Origin of the sequence: Psychrobacter arcticus 273-4, from assembly GCF_000012305.1 — a bacterium.
Taxonomy (GTDB): Bacteria; Pseudomonadota; Gammaproteobacteria; order Pseudomonadales; family Moraxellaceae; genus Psychrobacter; species Psychrobacter arcticus.
Map to the genome: position 1 here is coordinate 1,528,922 of NC_007204.1, position 19,258 is coordinate 1,548,179.

General features: G+C 42.5%; 14 protein-coding genes. 8 read left to right on the top strand and 6 right to left on the bottom strand.

Features of this window, described 5'->3' with window-relative positions; genetic code table 11:
* The first annotated feature begins 27 nt into the window (after window positions 1–27).
* On the top strand, window positions 28–864 hold the full coding sequence (locus PSYC_RS06595; protein ID WP_011280543.1) for a Nif3-like dinuclear metal center hexameric protein: 837 nt from the start codon (window positions 28–30) through the stop codon (window positions 862–864).
* 937 nt (window positions 865–1,801) lie between these two features.
* Entirely contained in the window at window positions 1,802–3,010 is a 1,209-nt protein-coding gene (locus PSYC_RS06600; protein ID WP_011280544.1) for a transglycosylase SLT domain-containing protein, read from the top strand.
* A gap of 122 nt (window positions 3,011–3,132) precedes the next feature.
* Here PSYC_RS06600 and PSYC_RS06605 read toward each other — a convergent pair whose 3' ends face one another.
* From PSYC_RS06605 to PSYC_RS06615, 3 genes are all read right to left on the bottom strand, one after another.
* Window positions 3,133–6,138, bottom strand: coding sequence for a LysM peptidoglycan-binding domain-containing protein (locus PSYC_RS06605; protein WP_011280545.1), 3,006 nt, complete (start codon window positions 6,136–6,138; stop codon window positions 3,133–3,135).
* Window positions 6,139–6,318: 180 nt separating this feature from the next.
* Entirely contained in the window at window positions 6,319–6,813 is a 495-nt protein-coding gene (locus PSYC_RS06610; RefSeq protein ID WP_011280546.1) for a hypothetical protein, read from the bottom strand.
* A 431-nt stretch (window positions 6,814–7,244) separates the two neighbouring features.
* Window positions 7,245–8,525, bottom strand: a complete 1,281-nt coding sequence (locus PSYC_RS06615) for a CNNM domain-containing protein (RefSeq protein WP_083756051.1) — start codon at window positions 8,523–8,525, stop codon at window positions 7,245–7,247.
* Between the two features lie 512 nt (window positions 8,526–9,037).
* Between PSYC_RS06615 and yajC the strand changes: the two genes are divergently transcribed.
* From yajC to PSYC_RS06645, 6 genes are all read left to right on the top strand, one after another.
* Entirely contained in the window at window positions 9,038–9,364 is a 327-nt protein-coding gene (yajC, locus tag PSYC_RS06620; RefSeq protein WP_011280548.1) for a preprotein translocase subunit YajC, read from the top strand.
* A 429-nt stretch (window positions 9,365–9,793) separates the two neighbouring features.
* A complete protein-coding gene (gene secD / locus PSYC_RS06625; protein WP_011280549.1) occupies window positions 9,794–11,671 on the top strand; it encodes a protein translocase subunit SecD in 1,878 nt (625 codons plus the stop codon).
* Window positions 11,672–11,680: 9 nt separating this feature from the next.
* A complete protein-coding gene (secF, locus tag PSYC_RS06630) occupies window positions 11,681–12,925 on the top strand; it encodes a protein translocase subunit SecF (RefSeq protein ID WP_011280550.1) in 1,245 nt (414 codons plus the stop codon).
* A gap of 211 nt (window positions 12,926–13,136) precedes the next feature.
* Window positions 13,137–14,555, top strand: coding sequence for an MATE family efflux transporter (locus PSYC_RS06635; RefSeq protein ID WP_011280551.1), 1,419 nt, complete (start codon window positions 13,137–13,139; stop codon window positions 14,553–14,555).
* Window positions 14,556–14,649: 94 nt separating this feature from the next.
* A complete protein-coding gene (locus PSYC_RS06640; RefSeq protein WP_011280552.1) occupies window positions 14,650–15,381 on the top strand; it encodes an AzlC family ABC transporter permease in 732 nt (243 codons plus the stop codon).
* Window positions 15,371–15,730 carry an AzlD domain-containing protein gene (locus PSYC_RS06645; protein WP_011280553.1) on the top strand — a complete coding sequence of 120 codons (360 nt, stop codon included), beginning with the start codon at window positions 15,371–15,373 and terminating at the stop codon, window positions 15,728–15,730. The genes PSYC_RS06640 and PSYC_RS06645 overlap by 11 nt, the downstream gene beginning before the upstream one ends.
* Window positions 15,731–15,838: 108 nt before the next feature.
* Here PSYC_RS06645 and purF read toward each other — a convergent pair whose 3' ends face one another.
* The 3 genes from purF to PSYC_RS06660 form a co-directional block, all read right to left on the bottom strand.
* Window positions 15,839–17,374: an amidophosphoribosyltransferase gene (gene purF, locus PSYC_RS06650; RefSeq protein WP_011280554.1), complete on the bottom strand. Its 1,536-nt coding sequence runs from the start codon at window positions 17,372–17,374 to the stop codon at window positions 15,839–15,841.
* 241 nt (window positions 17,375–17,615) lie between these two features.
* Entirely contained in the window at window positions 17,616–18,113 is a 498-nt protein-coding gene (locus tag PSYC_RS06655; protein ID WP_011280555.1) for a CvpA family protein, read from the bottom strand.
* A 96-nt stretch (window positions 18,114–18,209) separates the two neighbouring features.
* Window positions 18,210–19,244 (bottom strand): quinone-dependent dihydroorotate dehydrogenase, encoded by a 1,035-nt coding sequence (locus PSYC_RS06660; protein WP_011280556.1) that lies wholly within the window; start codon window positions 19,242–19,244, stop codon window positions 18,210–18,212.
* Window positions 19,245–19,258: the final 14 nt, after the last annotated feature.

The following is a 19,258-nucleotide window of genomic DNA, read 5'->3' on the forward strand; positions in this document are numbered from 1 at the left end:
TAACTGAAACCGTTACAAGGGAATGCCATGAGCGCGCACGATATCTTCACCACATCATCAAATACAACGATTACCGCACAAGCTTTAAGCAAATTTTGCGACGATTACTTATCAGCTGTTGCCTTTAAAGACTATGCACCGAATGGCCTACAAGTAGATGGTGGACGACCTATTCAGCGTATTGTCACTGGTGTGACTGCATGTGAAGCCTTGATTGATGCCGCCATTGCAGAGAATGCTGATGCGATTATGGTGCATCATGGCTATTTTTGGAAAGGTGAACCTGCGCCATTAACTGGTATGAAGGGTCAGCGTATTCGTAAGCTTATGCAGCATGGCATCTCTTTGATTGGCTATCACCTACCTCTCGATGCCCACCCTGTTATTGGTAACAATGCCACATTGGCGGCGGCGTTAGACATGACTATCATCGAGGCACTTTATCCTGCTGAGATGCACCCTGTTGGCAATATTGCTATTTGTACACCGCAGAGCCCTCAAAGTCTTATCGCTCGGATTACCCAAGCACTGGGGCGCGTGCCATTACATATTGCCACTGATTATAAGGTCGATACCAATACCAATACCAATACCAATACCAATAATAGGTTAATTGAACGGATTGGTATCTGTACTGGCGGCGCACAAGATATGATAGAGCAAGCAGCATTGATGGACTGCGATGCGTTTATTTCTGGTGAAATATCAGAGCGTACTACGCACATTGCGCGTGAGCTTGGAATTGACTATTTTGCTTGCGGACATCACGCGACAGAACGTGGTGGGATTGAAGCATTAGGTAGAATTATTGCTCAGCAATTTGACTTGCCAGTAACTTTTATCGATATTAATAATCCTGCTTAAGCAGTAAAAAATAGATTTCTTGTTATTTTTATCATTAATAGAACAAACTTATATTGACTAAATCGAAATTACACTACATAAAACAGGCTAAATCATTACCGTCTATAGTGCTATTGTTAATTTTTATCACAATTTTCTTAACCACACTTGAATAATCAGATGAATATCTGCATATTACTATCTGTAGAAAGAATGTCTTGTCATGAGACTCCCTATTATTACAGCTTCCGGTTATGGCACTAAAATGATGATCACTGTCTACAATCCTATTATTTTTACTTTTTTAATAGGGCTGTAGACAGCAATCAATGCAATATTACTTCTGCTTATACATTTTTGAGTAGCGTGATATTTTCTATTCTATTTTAGTGTCGCAGTAGCGGTACAGCAAACTGCTTGATGGTTTTTTAACCATTGGCTTTTATTGATCAGTCTTATCCACCAGACAGATTAACTTGCTTATCCTTATTGCTGGATAAACGGTATGAGTGACCATTTACTCTCAACATATTCAGAGTATTTAATTATCCATACCAGCGTAACAATTTTTGAGCATATCCTGCTCACGCCATGTTTTTCCAATAATTTATTCATGACCTTACCGATGTTTTCTAGTGTCGTTTAAATAGTTTTAATCAACAGCCAAGCCTATCATTGATCAAGGAATCATCTGATTTAGCGCCTTCGCGGTGTTGTGCATCCTTTTTTTTAGCAATCAGGTCTTAGAGTGATTTTTTATGCTCTTAAACCCTTTGCTCCTAGGTTGCCAGCTTAGACTGTACGGCTATATTTAAACGAGATGCAATGAGATTTATACGCTTAATAAGTATGTAAATTTTATAGCATTTAAAATGCACAAATATTTATGCTGCAGATATTGGCATAAATGAGCGCGTGTTTTTACGGTAAGTAGGATGGCTAAAATTAGGAGACACCCATGCCGCGAATTACTTATCGTGCGAAAGCAACTGCGCGAGGGGCTAAACGCCGTATCTCATATATATTGCGTCCATCTAAACGCTTGCTAAACACCGAAAGTAACATCGTTCCAGCTGTTGTATCTATTAAAGTTACTCGTTTCGCCAAAACTAAGAAATTGGCGCAAATATCAAGCATTGCCCTACTCTCACTCCCTGCTGAGAGTCTGATGACCATGAATACGCAAGTACCAGCTTATGATCATGTTATGCTGGAGAAAACCTTGACCATCGCTGCTGTTCCAGGTGATAGCACCTATTTTGCGACAGATGGCTTCCAACATGGCTTTGGTTACGACTTAGTGCGTAGCTATGCCGATGAGCTTGGGGTAAAAGTCACTCTTAAAGCTTATGCAGATGAGAAAACTGCGCTAAGAGCTTTACAATCAGGCGATGCGGACATGGCATTGACTACTGCCAGCACTCAATTAAAAAGCCAACTTAACCTGTCTTCTATTAATGTCAGCTGTGGTTATGATGCCAGTTTGACCAAAAATGGCTTACATCCGAAAGTAAGCTGGACATTCAACTCTGCCAATGATCCATTGTCACAAAAAGCCAGCTATTTTTTATGTGATAGCATCAAGCTTGACAACACTCAAAAGTTAGCCGCTTTTTATAATCAAGACCTATTAAAAGATGCTTATAGTCAAGACCATTTCAAAACCACGCTGACAGAAAAACTGCCAGATTATCGCTCTTCCTTTGAAGAACAAGCACGTAACTACAATCACGACTGGGAGCTTTTGGTTGCCATGGGCTATCAAGAGTCGCACTTGGATGCCAATGCGGTCTCTCCGACCGGTGTACGCGGCATTATGATGCTGACCAACAATACCGCAAAGGCAATGGGCGTCTCAGACCGTGTTGACCCTTACCAAAGTATCGGCGGCGGTGCTCGTTACTTGGAGCAGATGAAAACTGATTTTGCCGATGTTCCAAAAACAGATCGTATTTGGTTTGCGCTTGCTGCTTATAATATGGGACCAAATGCTGTTAAAGGTATTCAGCGTAAATTGAGTGCTAAAGGTATCGACGACAAAAGCTGGGCAAATATATATGCCTACCTGTCTGATAATAAAGCGTCAAACAGCCGCTATGGTCAAGCCATGCATTATGTGAGCAATATCAGAAGCTATCTTGAAACGATAAAGACTGCGACGGTCTAATCAACACCCTATACATATTTATATCCCAATAAAAATACCCCATAAATTGTGTCCAACTTATGGGGGTCAGTTCAAATAAGAGCAGCTTTTTTATTAATAGCATTTATTCAAATATATACAGATTAGCGGTTAGGCACCGTTAAGCGTTGACCGCGTTGCAGCATCGTATCCACTGCAATGTTATTCATATCCGCAAGCTCTTTGGTTGAAACATCGTATTTACGTGCCAGCCCAATCAAGCTGTCTCCTGAGCCAACTGTATAGCTGACCGTTAGTTTCGGTACTTTGATGGTTTGACCACGCTGTAACTGGGCTTTGGTCGTCATATCATTAGTAGCAGCCAAGTCTTCAACTGAAACATCAAAGCGTCGTGCTAAAGCAATGAGTCCATCGCCAGACTGAACTTTGTAGCTTTCTGTATTACCTAACTTTTTGCCACTATTACTGGTAGCTGGTGCACTATCAGAAGCATTGACACTACCTTTAGCAGGAATAGTAATCGTGCGACCCAATATCAAGTTAGAACTGGTCTTGAGATTATTGGCTGCTGCCAAATCTCCCAAGCCAATATTGTAACGCTGAGCAACACCAGTCAAAGTATCGCCTGATTTTATCTTATAGCTGACTGCTTCATCATTCAGCTGACGATCAACCAATTCTTTTGATACGGGTACTTTAATGGTTTGTCCACGTTGCAAACGCGCCTTAGCATCAAAATTACTGTTTACGGCAGCAATATCTTCTGCGCTAACCCCAACACTATTGGCAATGCCAATCAAGGTATCCCCTGATTTGACTTTGTAATTGGTCGTCGGTCCTGAGCTTGAGCTGCTGGCTTTAGTTGTGGTGTTATTGCTACTAGTGGCGCTCGGTGTATGAGTAGGCGCACTGCTAGAAGTAAAGTCTACACTGGCAGGTACTTTCAATGTTTGACCGACATATAATGAATCTGTCGTGCCAATATTATTGAGGCTGGCTAATGTCTCAGTCGTTATATTAAATTGGCGTGCAAGCGCGATCAAGCCATCACCCGCTTTGACTTTATAGTTTTTGGTCGCAGTCGATGACTTCTTCGGTTTAGTAGATGGCGCGGCAGGAGTGCTGACTGGCGCTGTTACTTTGCCTGGGATAAGCCATAGTTTCTGACCTCTTAACAGGTCAGCACGGCTGCTCAAATTATTATAACTTGCCAACTGCGTCACTGATAAACCAAAACGATTGGCAGTACCTATAAGCGTGTCGCCGCCTTGTACTACATAGCTTTCAGGCTGGCTCGCGACAGTGCTGCTAGTAGCACTCAATGGCTCAATGGTTTTGGCATTGTATAAATATAAGGTACTACCAGAGAGGAGATTGGCACTAACATCTATCTGATTCCATTCGGTAATATCGCGCCAGCTTACACCCGCACGACTGGCGATATTGGATAGCGTATCACCACGTTTGACCGTATAGGTGCTTCTTACACCTTGAGGTGTTGGCTTGCTGACTGAGGTTTTTGGAAAGCTCAGTTTCTTTTCTTGACCAGATGCTTCCAAAATAGACTGCTGCGTCTGGACGGCAGATAGATTGATATTACCATCTGCGTTAATAACATTGGTTTCAGGCGTATTAATACGAATTTGATTGGCAATAAAATCACGCTCAGCTTTGCTTAATGGCGGCTCTTGAATGATGGTATTGTTCTGAGTAATTTGCGCTGATGTGGTCGGTAAGCTATTGCTACTTTTCAGCTCAGCGTTGATTTTTTTGGTTTCTGCCGACGTCAATAGTGGTTCAGTGCGCACTGAGGCACTGCTGCTATAAACTGAGCTGCTGGTCATTGATGACGATGGCGGGATATAGCTGGTGGTTTGCTGCGGGACGCTGGCACTGGCAGCATAATCAGCAAGACCCTTGCCAGTACCCGGCAATGATGAGCTGGTAGTATATGGCTTATTGTTATAGCTTGGCGTTGTTGACCCAGAATAACTTGGCGTAGTCGTCGTAACAGCATTGCTAGAGGCAAGAATATTACTACTGCCATTACCCCTCAAAGCGCTCAGCTTCACATCAGTGGTCAGACTGACATCATTAGGAATGATAATACGCTGCGGACCTGATGAGTCGATACGCGCTGAGGTTAACGCCGTATTTAATCTTTCTAACTCATCGTAGCTAACACCCGTCACTTGCGATACTTCGGCTAAGCTTACGCCATAGTTGACAGGCACACTACGGAAATGCTGACGGTTAGCGATAGCCGGTAAATAGACGCCATATTTCTCAGGCTTAGCAACGATTTCGGCAACCGCTAAAAAGCGTGGTACATAGTTCATGGTTTCAGTCGGTAATCTAAGTGACCAATAGTCAGTAGGTAAGCCTTGAGCTCTATTGGCATCAATGGCTTTTTGCACACGCCCAGGACCAGCGTTATAAGCCGCTAATGCCAGCTCCCAACTACCGAACTGATTATGCAATGCTGTCAAAAAGTCATAAGCGGCACGCGTTGATTCAATCACATCACGGCGACCATCGTAAGTGCTGCTTTGATTTAGACCATAAATACGCCCCGTACTCGGGATAAACTGCCATAAGCCTGCTGCTGCCGCACTACTGGTACCACTTGGATCATACGAGCTCTCAATCACAGGGAGCAAAGCCAGCTCGGTTGGGATATTACGACGCTCAGCTTCTCGTACTGTGTGGTAAATATAGCGACTGGCGCGCGCCGTTAAGCGGTTTAGATAGTCTTGTCTACTGGTAAACCAGCCTTTTTGTGCTTCAATACGCTGATTATAAACCGGCTGTCCACCGTTCATGCGATACCCAGCACGCAGGCGATTCCACAAGTCACCATATTGTTGAATGGCAAGTTTGTTGCCCTCAACCATGGTCATGTCGGTGGCTTCTAACAAGTCAGCAAGCTCATCCAAGCTCTCAGCATCCAAAAATGCTGTCGAATAGTCTGCATTTCCCGCCGACTGCACTTGGGTGGCCGGATGCTTATTAACCAAAGCTGTGCTACCAGTCGCACCCGTCTTTTTCACCGCTGATGTATTACTACAAGCACTGATAAGGAGAGTTGACACCGCAAGCGTCAGTGGTAAAGCTATGAATGAGCGATAGTTTGATGACACAGTAGACATGATAATGGACGTTTCCTAACAACAAGAAGTGATGGAATAAAGTTGATTGACAGCACAGTATAGTGCGCAATATCAAACAAAGACCAGCTCAATATAAAAGATAATGCACAAAATTCAATGTGCCCTATCATTGATGGCCAAAGGTTTTGCTTATTAGCTGACTTTATTATCGAACGAAGACTAATTAATCGTGACTTGGGATACAGCACGCAAAAGTATTGCATCATCAGTAGACAAAGCCAGTGTCACTCTTGAAGTGGTGACAAAGGAGACCTTTTGGCCATCTTTGACCCAGCTTTCATAGGTAGTCACATTGGCTTTTGCTTGCCCACCTGAAATCACAATATTATCGACATTGATATCATAGCGATAGTTTGAGGTATTACCCCAGCTATTTTGCAGTAACTTTAAATAAGCCTCTTTATCTAAACTGGTAGACTTGCCTTTTCTTGACAATGAAATCAACGCTTCATCAGAAACCAAACGCGCGACCTGATTAATATTTTGATTATTAGCCGCAGCTTTCATAGCAATCGCGTAGTTTTGTACCAAGGCTTCAGTCATGGTTGCCGCTTGCGCACTGACAGTCATGGTGCTGACGGCAGCAGCAATTGCTATCACGCTAGCACTTTTCATCAACAGAGCCAACAGCTCTTTTCCCCATAGTTGTTTCATGACATTCCTTAATGGTGGTTTTATAATCATTGTTATTAAACCACAATGACATAGCTACGATTTAATTATAGAGTGCTATTTATATCCAATAAATCTTATACCTACTGAACCATTAACTGCTGATGACCTAGTATATTTAATCAATGCAATTTTAATCAATGCAATAATCAACCAGTGTTTCTATTGATAGGCATTTCTAACAAGTATTTTTATATTAGATTTCTAGCCGCCTCTTGTTAGGAGGCTTTTAGCCTATCACTTAATTCTCACAGCCATGTGACACCCTGTGTAATTATTGCGACTATCTCAGTAGGGCAGGCTTTTTAGACAAAAAAGTTATCTGATAAAAAGCAGACGATAATTTATCACACTTATATAGACAATTTATGACACTTATATAATAGTTTAAGCAGCAATGACTTATTAAGTTTTTACTGCTTATTATCTACCGTATAGTCTTCATAATGCTCATCATCGCTCAGCTTCATACCCAAACGCTCGATACGTCTGTCCATCATTTGCCGTGCTAATGCCTGCATGTCTTCAACACGGTCTATCTCATCGACAATTTCAAGACCTAAGAGTGTTTCGAACACATCTTCTAGAGTGACTAAGCCTTTGACTTCCCCGTATTCACCGACTGTAATGGCAATATGGATGCGATTTTTAAGCATTAGCTCGAGCAAATCAAACAATTTCATCTTTGAAAATACGAAGGTGATGTCACGTTTAAACTGCGTCAATGGTCTATCGACAGCATGATTAACCTTTGCCAATAGCATGTCTGTTTTTAATACAAAGCCTGTAATATTATCCAAATCGCCATCATAAATCGGTAATCTTGAGAAGGTCAGTTTTGGTCGATCGACCAGTAACTCTGCAACGGTTTTATTTTCTTCAAAAGCCAACATCACTGAGCGCGGCGTCATAATATCTTCAACTTTAATAGCACCAAATGCCAGCAGGTTGCGGATGATACGCGATTCCAATGGGTCGATTTGTCCCGCTTCTTCACCAATACTGGCAAGCGCTGCAAACTCACGACGACTAAAGGTTTGTGGTTCTTTGCCACGTACTAGCAGCTTAGTGAGTTTTTCTGAAATCCAGATTAAGGGATATAGAAGTAAAATAATACCACGTACAAAGTAGGCAACCATGCCGCTGAGTTGACGCCAGTACATCGTACCCAGGGTTTTTGGAATAATTTCAGATAAGAATAAAATTGCAAGGGTCATAATGGCAGAAAACAGACCAAACCAAGCACTACCAAATACAATCGTTGCTTGTGCACCCGCGCCTATCGAGCCAAATGTATGTGCCACTGTATTCAGGGTCAAAATAGCAGCCAAGGATTGATCGATATTATCAATCTTTAGGCGTCTTAGCATATGGGCTTTTTTGGGATTGCGCTCTTGAACATCAGCGATATAAGACGGCGTCATCGTCAGGAGTGCTGACTCTGCCAGTGAACAGATAAATGAGATACCAATGGCAACTACTACATATAGTATGAGCAGCAATACGCTGCTTGTACTTGGGTCCGCTACTCCTTCAGCTGCCCAAACCGTTTGCGGTAGCAGCAGTGTTATCCATACAGATAACGCCAACAATGATTTGATACTCAAGCGAGTATCGCCACGCATCGTCGGGGGAGGTTTGGCAGAGGCGTCTTTACGACAAGCACGCGAACGATGTAAACGAGGTACAGACACAAAAGAGGTGAACAAGTTAGGTAACCTAAATAAAGAAGAAAAAGGAAGTAAAAAGAAGTCACAATATATCATGAGCAGAGGCAAGCAGATAGAAAATATTATCTGATATGGTCTGGATTTTTGATATATAAATGAGCACATATCGCTCAGTACAGTTGATTAAATTTTACTGTAAAGACTGATGACTATTCGCTTTCAATAGTAGCATTGATGCGCTTATTTCACAATAAATCGCTATATATTTCAATAATCACGATACATTTGAGAATGGGAGAAATCTTGATTTTCCTTGCTAGCATAGTACCTATTTAATATTAGGCTTGTTTTATAAGTTAATAGATTCTATATAGTATAGACAGTTTAAAAAGGAAGATAGGCAAAATAGTGTGCTATCAACGTGACTTTGGGTTAAGAAAAATATACCCAGCTTATGATTAACAGTTACCAAGTCTGGTATTTTTTGCTACTATGCGTCTAAATTAATTATTATCTATAACTTGTCGAGAGAAACTATGTTGTTATTTATTCAAGCTGCTCATGCTGCTGAAACTGCCGGAGCTACATCACTGTTGGGTCAAATCTTGTTGCCAGTTGCTTTTTTTGCTATTTTTTACTTTTTGGTCATTCGTCCACAATCAAAACGTACTAAAGAGCATCGCGCTATGGTAAGCGCTTTAACAGTCGGCAGTGAAATCATATTTGCTGGTGGTTTGATGGGTCGTATCAAACATTTGGAAGGCGATTATGCGGTTGTAAGCTTAAATAATAATACAGATATCAAGGTACAACGTGCTTCTGTTATTTCAGTATTGCCGGCTGGTACTATCGAAAGCGTTTAATCGTTACTCATAATTGTGACCATTGATCACTGGAATAATGGCTTGTCGGATAATGACTTACCATTACTATTTCAGTATCAATTAATAGTTGTAATGATTATAAAATGACCGTACATTATTTACGGTCATTTTTCGTTTGATGCTTTACTATGGTTCGTACATTTTAAAAAAGAATACAGTGCTGCTGCGATGAATTTTTCGATGCCGCTAGAGTGCATAGTAAGCGAAGAAAATTTATCCCAGCAAAACGCAGCTCTATTTGTAGTTCTTTTATTCTGAACTGACTATATCATCGCGGATGATCACAGTGGTGCACTATCATGGCTGCTATAGCGGCTGAATAAGTACCTCACCATTGTTATCGCTAACTTCCCATCTGCTAACTTGTGGCCTGCGTCGCCAGTAGTTTATCAACTTAAAGAAGTGATTATGCAATATCCCGCTTGGAAATACCTACTCATCACCGTCGTACTAATCATTGCCGGTCTATACGCTGCTCCTAACTTATATCCTGACGAACCTGCCGTACAGATTACCAGTGCCGCAGCAGGCACACAGTTGTCTGATGGCATCTTGACTCAGTCGCAAGATTTGTTGAAAGAAGCTGGCTTGAACTACCATGATGGTACGTTTAAAGGCAACAGTGCATTAGTACGTCTTGATAACCCAGTCGATCAGCTCAAGGCTCAGGAAGTATTGAGAAAGAACTTGGGCGATAACTATGTGGTCGCACTGAACTTAGCGCAGACAACGCCGCAATGGTTGCGTGATATCGGCGCAAAGCCCATGAAACTTGGTCTTGATTTGCGTGGTGGTGTCCGTTTTGTGTTAGAAGTTGACATGGATAAGGCACTCGAACAACGTCTGACCAGTGCCAGTCGTGATATTCGACGAGATCTAAGAGCTGAGCGTATTGCTGTTAAAGGTATCAAAAACGACAAGCGCACTGTGGTATTGCATTTTTCTGATACAGACAATCGTAACCGTGCACAAAACGTGTTGCAAAGCTCAATAGGTAATACTTTTACGCTGCAATCTTCTATCGATGAGCAAGGTCCTGCGCTAATTTTGGCGTATAACGATGCCACTTTAGATGAAATCAATAGCTATGCGGTCAATCAGAACCTGAATACCCTACGCAATCGTATTGCTGAACTTGGGGTAACAGAAGCCTTGGTACAATCACAAGGTGCTAGCCGTATCGTCGTTGAGCTGCCAGGTGTACAAGATACGGCTGAGGCAAAACGTGTCCTTGGTCGTACAGCCAACCTTGAGTTCCGTATGGTCGCTGAAGGTGCCGAAAATTATACGGGCGGTATACCCCCTGCCGGCACTGAAGCTTTCCCATTTGAAACGCTTGATGGTCCGCCCGTATTGCTAGAGCGTCAAGCGATCGTCACTGGTGATAAAGTCACCAATGCTCAGACAGGCATTGATGAAAGTGGCTCACCTGAGGTTAGTATCACCTTAGACAACGCTGGTGGCAAACTGATGCAAAATGCTACCCGTACCGCAGTTGGCAAACAAATGGCTGTAGTGTTCATTGAAAACAAGCAAAGAGTCACTTATAAAGAAGACTCAGCCACTGGCGAGACCGTCGAAGTACGGACGCCTTATGCTGAAACAAAAGTCATTAACCGTGCCAATATCCAAGCAGTCCTTGGCTCATCATTCCGTATTACCGGTCTTGATAGTAGTGCTGAAGCTGCTGAGCTTGCGCTGTTACTACGCTCAGGCGCATTAGCGGCACCGATGTATTTTGTTGAAGAGCGCACCATTGGTCCATCACTGGGTCAGGAAAATATCGATAAAGGATTATTCTCTACGCAGGTAGGTTATTTATTAGTCTTTGCGTTTATGATTATCTTCTATCGCCTGTTTGGTGTGATTGCCAATATTGCTCTAGCAGTGAACGTTATTATCATCATCTCTATTATGTCCATCTTAGGCTCATCACTGACGCTACCTGGTATCGCTGGTATTGTATTAACCATTGGTATGGCGGTCGATGCCAACGTCCTAATTTTTGAGCGTATCCGTGAAGAGCTGGCTAATGGAGTGAGACCGAAATCGGCTATCGTAGCAGGTTTTGATCGTGCTTATAGTAGTATTTTCGATGCCAATATCACAACATTACTCGTCGCTTTTATCTTATTTTCGATTGGTACGGGTCCGATTAAAGGCTTTGCGATTACTTTAGCAATTGGTATCGTCAGCTCGCTGTTTACTGCAATTTTGGTAACCCGTGCACTGATACAAATTGCTTATGGTAAGCGTAAATCTATCAAACGTCTGAGCATCGGTTAGGAGAAAACTATGGCAATCGATAATAACAACCCTCTAGAACAACAGAACAATCCTGAACCGAACGGCTCAAATAGTGAAGCAAGCACGCGTCGCCGTAAAAAACCGCGTCGTGATGGCAAAGGTAGTAATACCCAAACCAATAACGCCACTGCTAAGAAATCAGCTGGTAAAACTAAGCGTAGTGGCAAAGGCGCTGATACAGGCAGTCAAGTACTCGCGACTACTGCTATCGATCCCAACTTGGCACTAGGTGACGCCGCTGATGATGCAGCTGCCTATGCCGAAGGCGGTATCAAAGCCGTCGGTGATCAGCGTATTATCCCTTTTATGAAGATAGAAAAGCCAATGGGAATTTTATCAATCATTTTGGTGATTGGTAGTATTATTGCGATTGCAGTCAATGGCTTAAACCTTGGTCTCGATTTTACCGGCGGCGTGTCAGCAGATGTGCGCTATGAGCAATCTGTCGAGCAGGGTGATGTGGTCAATGCGTTAGCAGATAATGGCTTTGATGATGCAGTCGTGCAATATCTAGGCACCTCGCAAGAGCTGCTAATACGCTTACCACCTCAATCTGATAACATCGATGGTCTTAACACCAGCCTGAGCGAAGCTTTAGCGCTACCTAATAACAATGTTGAAATCAGCAATGTTAATATTATCGGTAGTCAAGTGGGTAATGAGGTTTACTTAAGCTCAGTCATGTCGATTGTGCTCGCACTAGCATGTATGCTTGGATATGTCGCCCTGCGCTTCCAGTTCAAACTGGCGCTTGGCGCGGTATTGTCCTTGTTCCATGATGCTATCGTTACCATCGGTGTCTTTGCTTTATTTGGTTTCCCATTCGACTTAACGGTACTAGCAGCTATCTTGGCATTAATTGGTTATTCATTGAACGATACTATCGTCGTTTATGACCGTATCCGTGAGAACTTCCGCCGTGTTCGTGGTATTAGTCCGCGTCAAACGATTGATTTGTCATTGACAGAGACACTACGTCGTACGATTATGACTATCTCAACCGTGCTATTAGTGGTATTAGCAATGCTGTTCCTAGGCGGTGATGGCTTATTCTGGTTCTCAGCTGCGCTATTTATTGGTTTGCTTGCTGGTACTTATTCATCTACCTATATTGCAAGCTCGATTCCTCTAGCGATGGGTCTGTCACGTGATGACTTTATCGTTAAAGTAAAACCTGAGTTTGAAGAAGAAATTGTGACTTTCAATGATCCAAAGATGTTTGAACAAGATTGATAATGGCACCCCTGCTCACTTAGTAAATTATCTACTGAGTGAGTAGACAATCGTTATCATGACAAAGGCACCTAGACTCTAGGTGCTTTTGTTTATGTATGATGGTCAAAATCAAATCAACACCTAAAGAGTTTAGCGCTGCTATAAATTTTTATCCTTAACACTACCTATATATGAGCATTCTCAATCTGCCTATCTAAGCGATTTTATTATGTCATCTACCCTACCGCCAAGTGCGATGCCGCCCATTGATACTCGTTATGCGCGTATTATCGCTATTGCATTGCCGGTATTACTGGCAAATCTTGCGATGCCACTACAAAGCATCATTGATACGGCAATTATTGGCAATATGAATGACACGGCAAAACTTGCTGGTATCGGGCTTGCAGTACAACTACTATCACTATTGCTCGTCAGTTTTAACTTTTTGCAATATGCCTCATCTGGACTTTCGGCGCAGGCATTAGGACAGCAGGCTAATAAAAACACCGCTCATAGCGACATCCTAAAAAATAATCAAAGTCAGCAATCACCGCTGTTATTAATCTTGCAACGCGCTTTGGTTTTGGCATTTATTATTGGCACGGTTTTACTACTGGCAAAACCTTGGCTCATTGATATGGGTCTACAAGCGCTCTCCGCCAACCCTAATAGCGGTATTGCAGCAAAGACTTATTTAGATGTGCGCTTTTGGGGTGTAATAGCTGAGTTGATGAACTTTGCTTTTATTGGCTGGTTTGCAGGTCAAGGCAAGACCCGTTATATGCTGTATCAACAAGGTTTTATCGCCATAATTAATATCATTCTGACTCTATTTTTTGTCTTTGGAATGAATATGGGCTTGGTCGGTGTTGCGTTGGGTACGGCAATAGCTTTTTGGTTAGGTGTGGTATTAGCATTATGGCTTAGTCGTCAGCATCTAAAGATATCTTGGTGGGCGTTATTTACCACTGACCCGCAGCATTTTAGCAAGAGTAAGATGCTTAGGCTATTTTCATTAAATAAAGATATTTTTATCCGTACGCTTATCTTAACGCTAAGCTTTGCTTGGATTACTCGCCTCTCCGCCCAGAGCGGTGATGTTATATTGGCGGCCAATGCTATTTTATTACAAGTATTGAGTATCTCAGCCTTTGCACTGGACGGGGTGGCAGTCTCTGCTGAGACGTTAAGCGGACAAGCAGCAGGTCGACGCGATTGGTCACGCTTTCGTATTATTGTTAAACGCACCGGCATCGTGAGCTACGGTCTTGCCATCTTGCTAAGTGCGATATGGTGGCTTGCAATGCCCACATATTTACAGTTTATGACCAATATCGAATCGGTCTTTACTCTTGCCTACGACTATCATCTTTATGCTGTATTACTACCTCTTGTTGGCGTTGGTGCTTATTGGCTAGATGGGATATTTTTTGGTTTAACAGCAGGTAATATTATCCGAAATGCCGCCCTTATATTAGCAGCTATCTTTTTCCCACTGAGTTGGTTGCTTTATCAACAATGGGGTATGACTGGCATCTGGCTTAGCGTATGGTGCTTATTGTTACTAAGAATGCTGATACTCGCTGGGTTTTTATACCGTGCTCATCAAACAGGCAGCTATGAAAAACTCCAATTTGACCATTGACCATTGACCATTGACCATTGACCGATCAGCATCACACTATAAGCCCCTTTTAAAGTTTAATGATAAACAAAAATAGTAAAAACTAGGACGTGACGTGAACACTCAATCAAATGAGATCAATCAAACTCAAATACAAGGCTATGACTGGGCAGAAGGCTTTAAAAAAAGCTTACCAGTTGCCATGGGTTATTTGCCAGCGGGTATCGCCTTTGGTGTGCTTGCCCAAGTTGCTGGTATACCAATATGGGCAACGATTATGCTCAGCGTGGTGTTATATGCAGGCGCGGCGCAATATGCCTGCCTACCGATGCTGAGTGCCGGATTACCGATTGGTAGTATTGCTACCAACATTGCAGCGATTAATTTGCGTCATGTCTTTTATGGCATGCCGTTATTACAATATCTACCACAAAACAAAATAGCCAAAACCTATTGTTTATTTGCCCTCACCGATGAGACTTTTTCGGTGATGACCAGTTTACCGAACGAATCACGGCAATCGTTGATATTACCGGTCAGCATATTTAATCAAGGCTGGTGGGTGCTAGCGAGTGCCATTGGCGTTTTGATTGGCAGCGCCCTGAGTGACTTAGTGCCACATTTAGATTTTGCCTTGGTATGTTTATTCGCGATTTTGGCGTATGAACAATTTCAAAGCATCAAACGTTATTTCCCTATTGTTATTGCTGTCATTGCGTTGGCTATCGCTTCACTATTTACCAGTCATTGGTTACTACTGGTGGCAATTACTATTTGTATGATGATGATTTTGGCTCGTGGGTTTTTTACACCATATAGCGTAAAAGGAGACAATAATGATCAGTAGCTATCTGATTATTGCAACCTTTGCTATGGCAGCAGTGACCTTTGTGACGCGTGCCCTACCGGCTTTGATACCCAAAAAACTGCTTGATACGCCGTGGCTGCATCGATTAAATGAAAGTTTACCGCTATCTGTTATGGTACTGCTGATTTTGACCAGCTTGTCTTATCAAGGTTTATCACAAAACACAAGTATTAACAGTGCAGAGCTGCATTTATTAATGGCACAAATTGGCGCTTTATTTTTGGTATTGTTTATTTACCACATTAGCCGTCAATTACTAGTCAGTATGGTGGTCGGTATCGCTGCGATTAATGGTTTTTTATGGTTTTTTAATGCGTTTTTAATTTAAAGAATCACTCTTAAAACTATATATTTCGACAATAAAAAAGGCTGGATTCTCAACGAATCCAGCCTTTTTCTATATTCAAAACAATTTAGTTATCACTTATTAAGCAATCTAAAGCTCTTCTACCCCCATCATATCTACTGGTGTATCAGCCACTACTTGTACCCCTTCTTTACCCTTTTTAGCAGTGTCGTTACGCTGCTCTTGCAGATGCTCAAGATACGCTTCGTTGATTTGACCGGTGATATAACAGCCATTGAATACCGCACAATCAAAGCCTTCAACTTTGCTATGCTTAGTATCTTTTACCGCCTCAATCAAATCATCCAAATCTTGGAAAATTAAACGGTCAGCGCCAATAATTTCTCGTACCTCTTCAACGCTATGCCCTGATGCGATCAGCTCGCTACGCACTGGCATATCAATACCATAGACGTTTGGATATTTAACCGGTGGCGATGCACTGGCAAAGAATACTTTACGAGCGCCTGCATCGCGTGCCATTTGGATAATCTCATGGCAAGTGGTACCGCGAACGATAGAATCATCAACCAAGAGTACGTTTTTACCTTTAAACTCTAATGGTACCGCACTGAGCTTTTGACGTACTGACTTTTTGCGTTGCTGCTGACCTGGCATAATAAAGGTACGACCGATATAGCGGTTTTTCATAAACCCTTCACGATACTTCACATTCATCTTTAGCGCCAGCTCCATCGCTGAGGTGCGCGAGGTATCTGGAATAGGAATGACGACATCGATATCATGATCTTCACCCCATTCAGCAAGGATTTTATCAGCCAGTTTTTCGCCCATACGTAAGCGCGATTTGTAGACAGAAATATTATCCATAATTGAATCTGGACGGGCAAAATAAACGTATTCAAAGATACATGGCGTATATTCTTTTTGCTCGACGCACTGATGCGTATGCAGTTTATGATCTAGATCAATAAAGATAGCTTCGCCAGGCTTAACATCACGCACAATACTAAAACCTGAACCTGTTAAGGCAACCGATTCTGATGCCACCATGTATTCTGTGCCGCCATTAGCAGCCATGCGCTTACCAAAGATAAGCGGTCGAATACCATTTGGATCACGGAATGCTAGCAAACCATGACCGGTAATCAGAGCGACCACACCGTAAGCGCCTTCAACACGACTATAAACCGCTGTGACTGCTTCAAAGATATCAGTAGGCGTTGGATGAGTTTTTCCTAGATTTTGCATCTCATGTGCAAGCACATTGAGCAATACCTCAGAATCTGAGTCGGTATTTAAATGGCGGCGATCTTCTTGATAAAGCGATTTTGCCAAGCTCTCAGCATTGGTCAAATTACCATTATGTGCAAGGGTAATACCGTAAGGCGAGTTGACATAAAAAGGCTGTGCTTCAGCACTGCTAGACGTTCCAGCAGTTGGATAACGCACATGTCCGATACCAAATTTACCGACCAGCTTTAACATATGGCGACTCATAAAGACGTCACGTACCATGCCGTTTTCTTTACGTAAATATAAACGTCCATCCTGTAAAGTCACAATACCTGCCGCATCTTGCCCACGGTGCTGCAACATGGTTAAGGCATCATACAAAATTTGGTTGACCGGCTCATGAGCTGCGACCCCAACGACTCCACACATAGTTGTATCCTATTTTGAATTTGAACCACACATTAAAAATACAATAACGGCACCATGACTGACAGAATCGTTTTAGTTTATGACCTGTCACATGCCGCCAAGCTGATGATGTTTGCTAAGATTAAAATCTTATTGAGAAGACAATTATCTATAAAACAAACGGTTGATAATTGAGCATTAATAATTGATGAATGCTGTTTTCCGAATATTACATGCGGTTGAATAGCCTTTTATTCAACCCTTACGATTGATTAACTTGATCCCAAGCCATTCCAAACATGTCTGAGACCAGTGCTCTACCGACAGGAGCATAAGGTAACAGCTCAGGTGCCAGTACGGATGTCTGCCATTGCGGCATTTGTACCAATAATGGCGAACTAATGCTAAGAATCACCAAAACCATCAGCACATTTTTAGCAGCGCCTAATATTCCACCTGCCATCTTATCAAGCACACCCAAACGCAAGGTTTTTAACACACCTGAGAATACAAAAGCTACCAAATGCATGATAGCCAATATCGCAATCACCACCAATAAAAAAGCACTTGCCATCTGTAATACAGGGTTTTGCACAATACCCGATAACTGCGGTGCCACTGAAGCTGCCAATTTGCTCGCTGCAATGAGCGCAATAAACCAACCAACTAGACCGACTGCCGTCTTAATCAAGCCGACCTGAAAGCCACGCCATAAGCCAATCAAAACAACAACAGCAATCACAATGTCTAAACCACTCATGTTTACCGCCTCATTACTTTATATCTGTCGTATAAAATTGGATTAAATATTAAATAACAAGCCATCACACTCTTCACTTAATCCACATGGCTTCGCTTAATTTTCCATAGCGTCGTAATAACCGCCGATAGATTGTATGCAAGACTGCACAAGCCCAGGCCCTTTATAAATAAGACCCGAATAGAGCTGAACCATATCTGCGCCTGCTTCAATTTTCTTGACCGCTTTAGCGCCGCTATCGATACCGCCCACACCAATCAATGCCACTTTACCATCCAGCTGATCAGAGAATTGTTGTAAAATCTGAGTGCTAATGTGGCTAACAGGACGACCTGATAGACCACCTGCTTGGTCGCCATCCGGCAAGTCTTCGACACCCACTCGGCTTAAAGTAGTATTGGTCGCAATCAAACCATCAATCTCAAAATCTAGGAGTTGCTGAGAGATATAATCAACCTGTAGCGGGTCTAAATCAGGCGCCACTTTCAGCACTAAAGGCACATAAAAACCATATTCTGTGGCCAACTGACTGTGGCGGTTTTTGATCGCATCTAATAGATGGGTTAACGCTTCCCCACTTTGCAGGTCACGTAAGTTTTTGGTATTTGGCGAGGAGATATTGACAGTGATATAAGAAGCATGCGGGTAAACACGCTCTAAGCAATACACATAGTCGTCAGCCGCTTGCTCAACTGGCGTCGCGGCATTTTTACCAATATTGATGCCGATATTGCCTTTATACTTACAGCGCTTCACATTTTCAATCAGGTAATCGACCCCTTCATTATTAAAACCCATACGGTTAATAATGGCGTCTGCCTGCTTGAGTCTAAACAGGCGTGGTCTGTCATTACCGACTTGCGGCTTTGGCGTGACCGTACCCACTTCTATAAAGCCAAAACCAAGCTCAGCCAAGGCATCAATATAATCGCCATTTTTATCCAGTCCGGCAGCGAGTCCAACAGGGTTAGAAAACTGCAAGCCCATGCAATCTGTTGGCTGCATAGATTGACCATAGACCAAACCTAAAACACGCGCTTTATGAGCTTTATCCAATAAGGATAAGGTCATTTCGTGCGCGTGTTCAGGGTCCATATTAAACAAAAAAGGGCGAAGTAAGGCATAAGACATAGTAATGACAGACC

Excerpts from the sequence above, each read along its gene's own strand:
- PSYC_RS06635 (WP_011280551.1), top strand. The coding sequence starts at position 13,137 with ATGTCATCTACCCTACCGCCAAGTGCGATGCCGCCCATTGATACTCGT.
- secF (WP_011280550.1), top strand. The coding sequence starts at position 11,681 with ATGGCAATCGATAATAACAACCCTCTAGAACAACAGAACAATCCTGAA.
- yajC (WP_011280548.1), top strand. The coding sequence starts at position 9,038 with ATGTTGTTATTTATTCAAGCTGCTCATGCTGCTGAAACTGCCGGAGCT.
- PSYC_RS06660 (WP_011280556.1), bottom strand. The coding sequence starts at position 19,244 with ATGTCTTATGCCTTACTTCGCCCTTTTTTGTTTAATATGGACCCTGAA.
- PSYC_RS06595 (WP_011280543.1), top strand. The coding sequence starts at position 28 with ATGAGCGCGCACGATATCTTCACCACATCATCAAATACAACGATTACC.
- PSYC_RS06610 (WP_011280546.1), bottom strand. The coding sequence starts at position 6,813 with ATGAAACAACTATGGGGAAAAGAGCTGTTGGCTCTGTTGATGAAAAGT.
- PSYC_RS06645 (WP_011280553.1), top strand. The coding sequence starts at position 15,371 with ATGATCAGTAGCTATCTGATTATTGCAACCTTTGCTATGGCAGCAGTG.
- PSYC_RS06600 (WP_011280544.1), top strand. The coding sequence starts at position 1,802 with ATGCCGCGAATTACTTATCGTGCGAAAGCAACTGCGCGAGGGGCTAAA.
- PSYC_RS06655 (WP_011280555.1), bottom strand. The coding sequence starts at position 18,113 with ATGAGTGGTTTAGACATTGTGATTGCTGTTGTTGTTTTGATTGGCTTA.
- secD (WP_011280549.1), top strand. The coding sequence starts at position 9,794 with ATGCAATATCCCGCTTGGAAATACCTACTCATCACCGTCGTACTAATC.
- purF (WP_011280554.1), bottom strand. The coding sequence starts at position 17,374 with ATGTGTGGAGTCGTTGGGGTCGCAGCTCATGAGCCGGTCAACCAAATT.
- PSYC_RS06605 (WP_011280545.1), bottom strand. The coding sequence starts at position 6,138 with ATGTCTACTGTGTCATCAAACTATCGCTCATTCATAGCTTTACCACTG.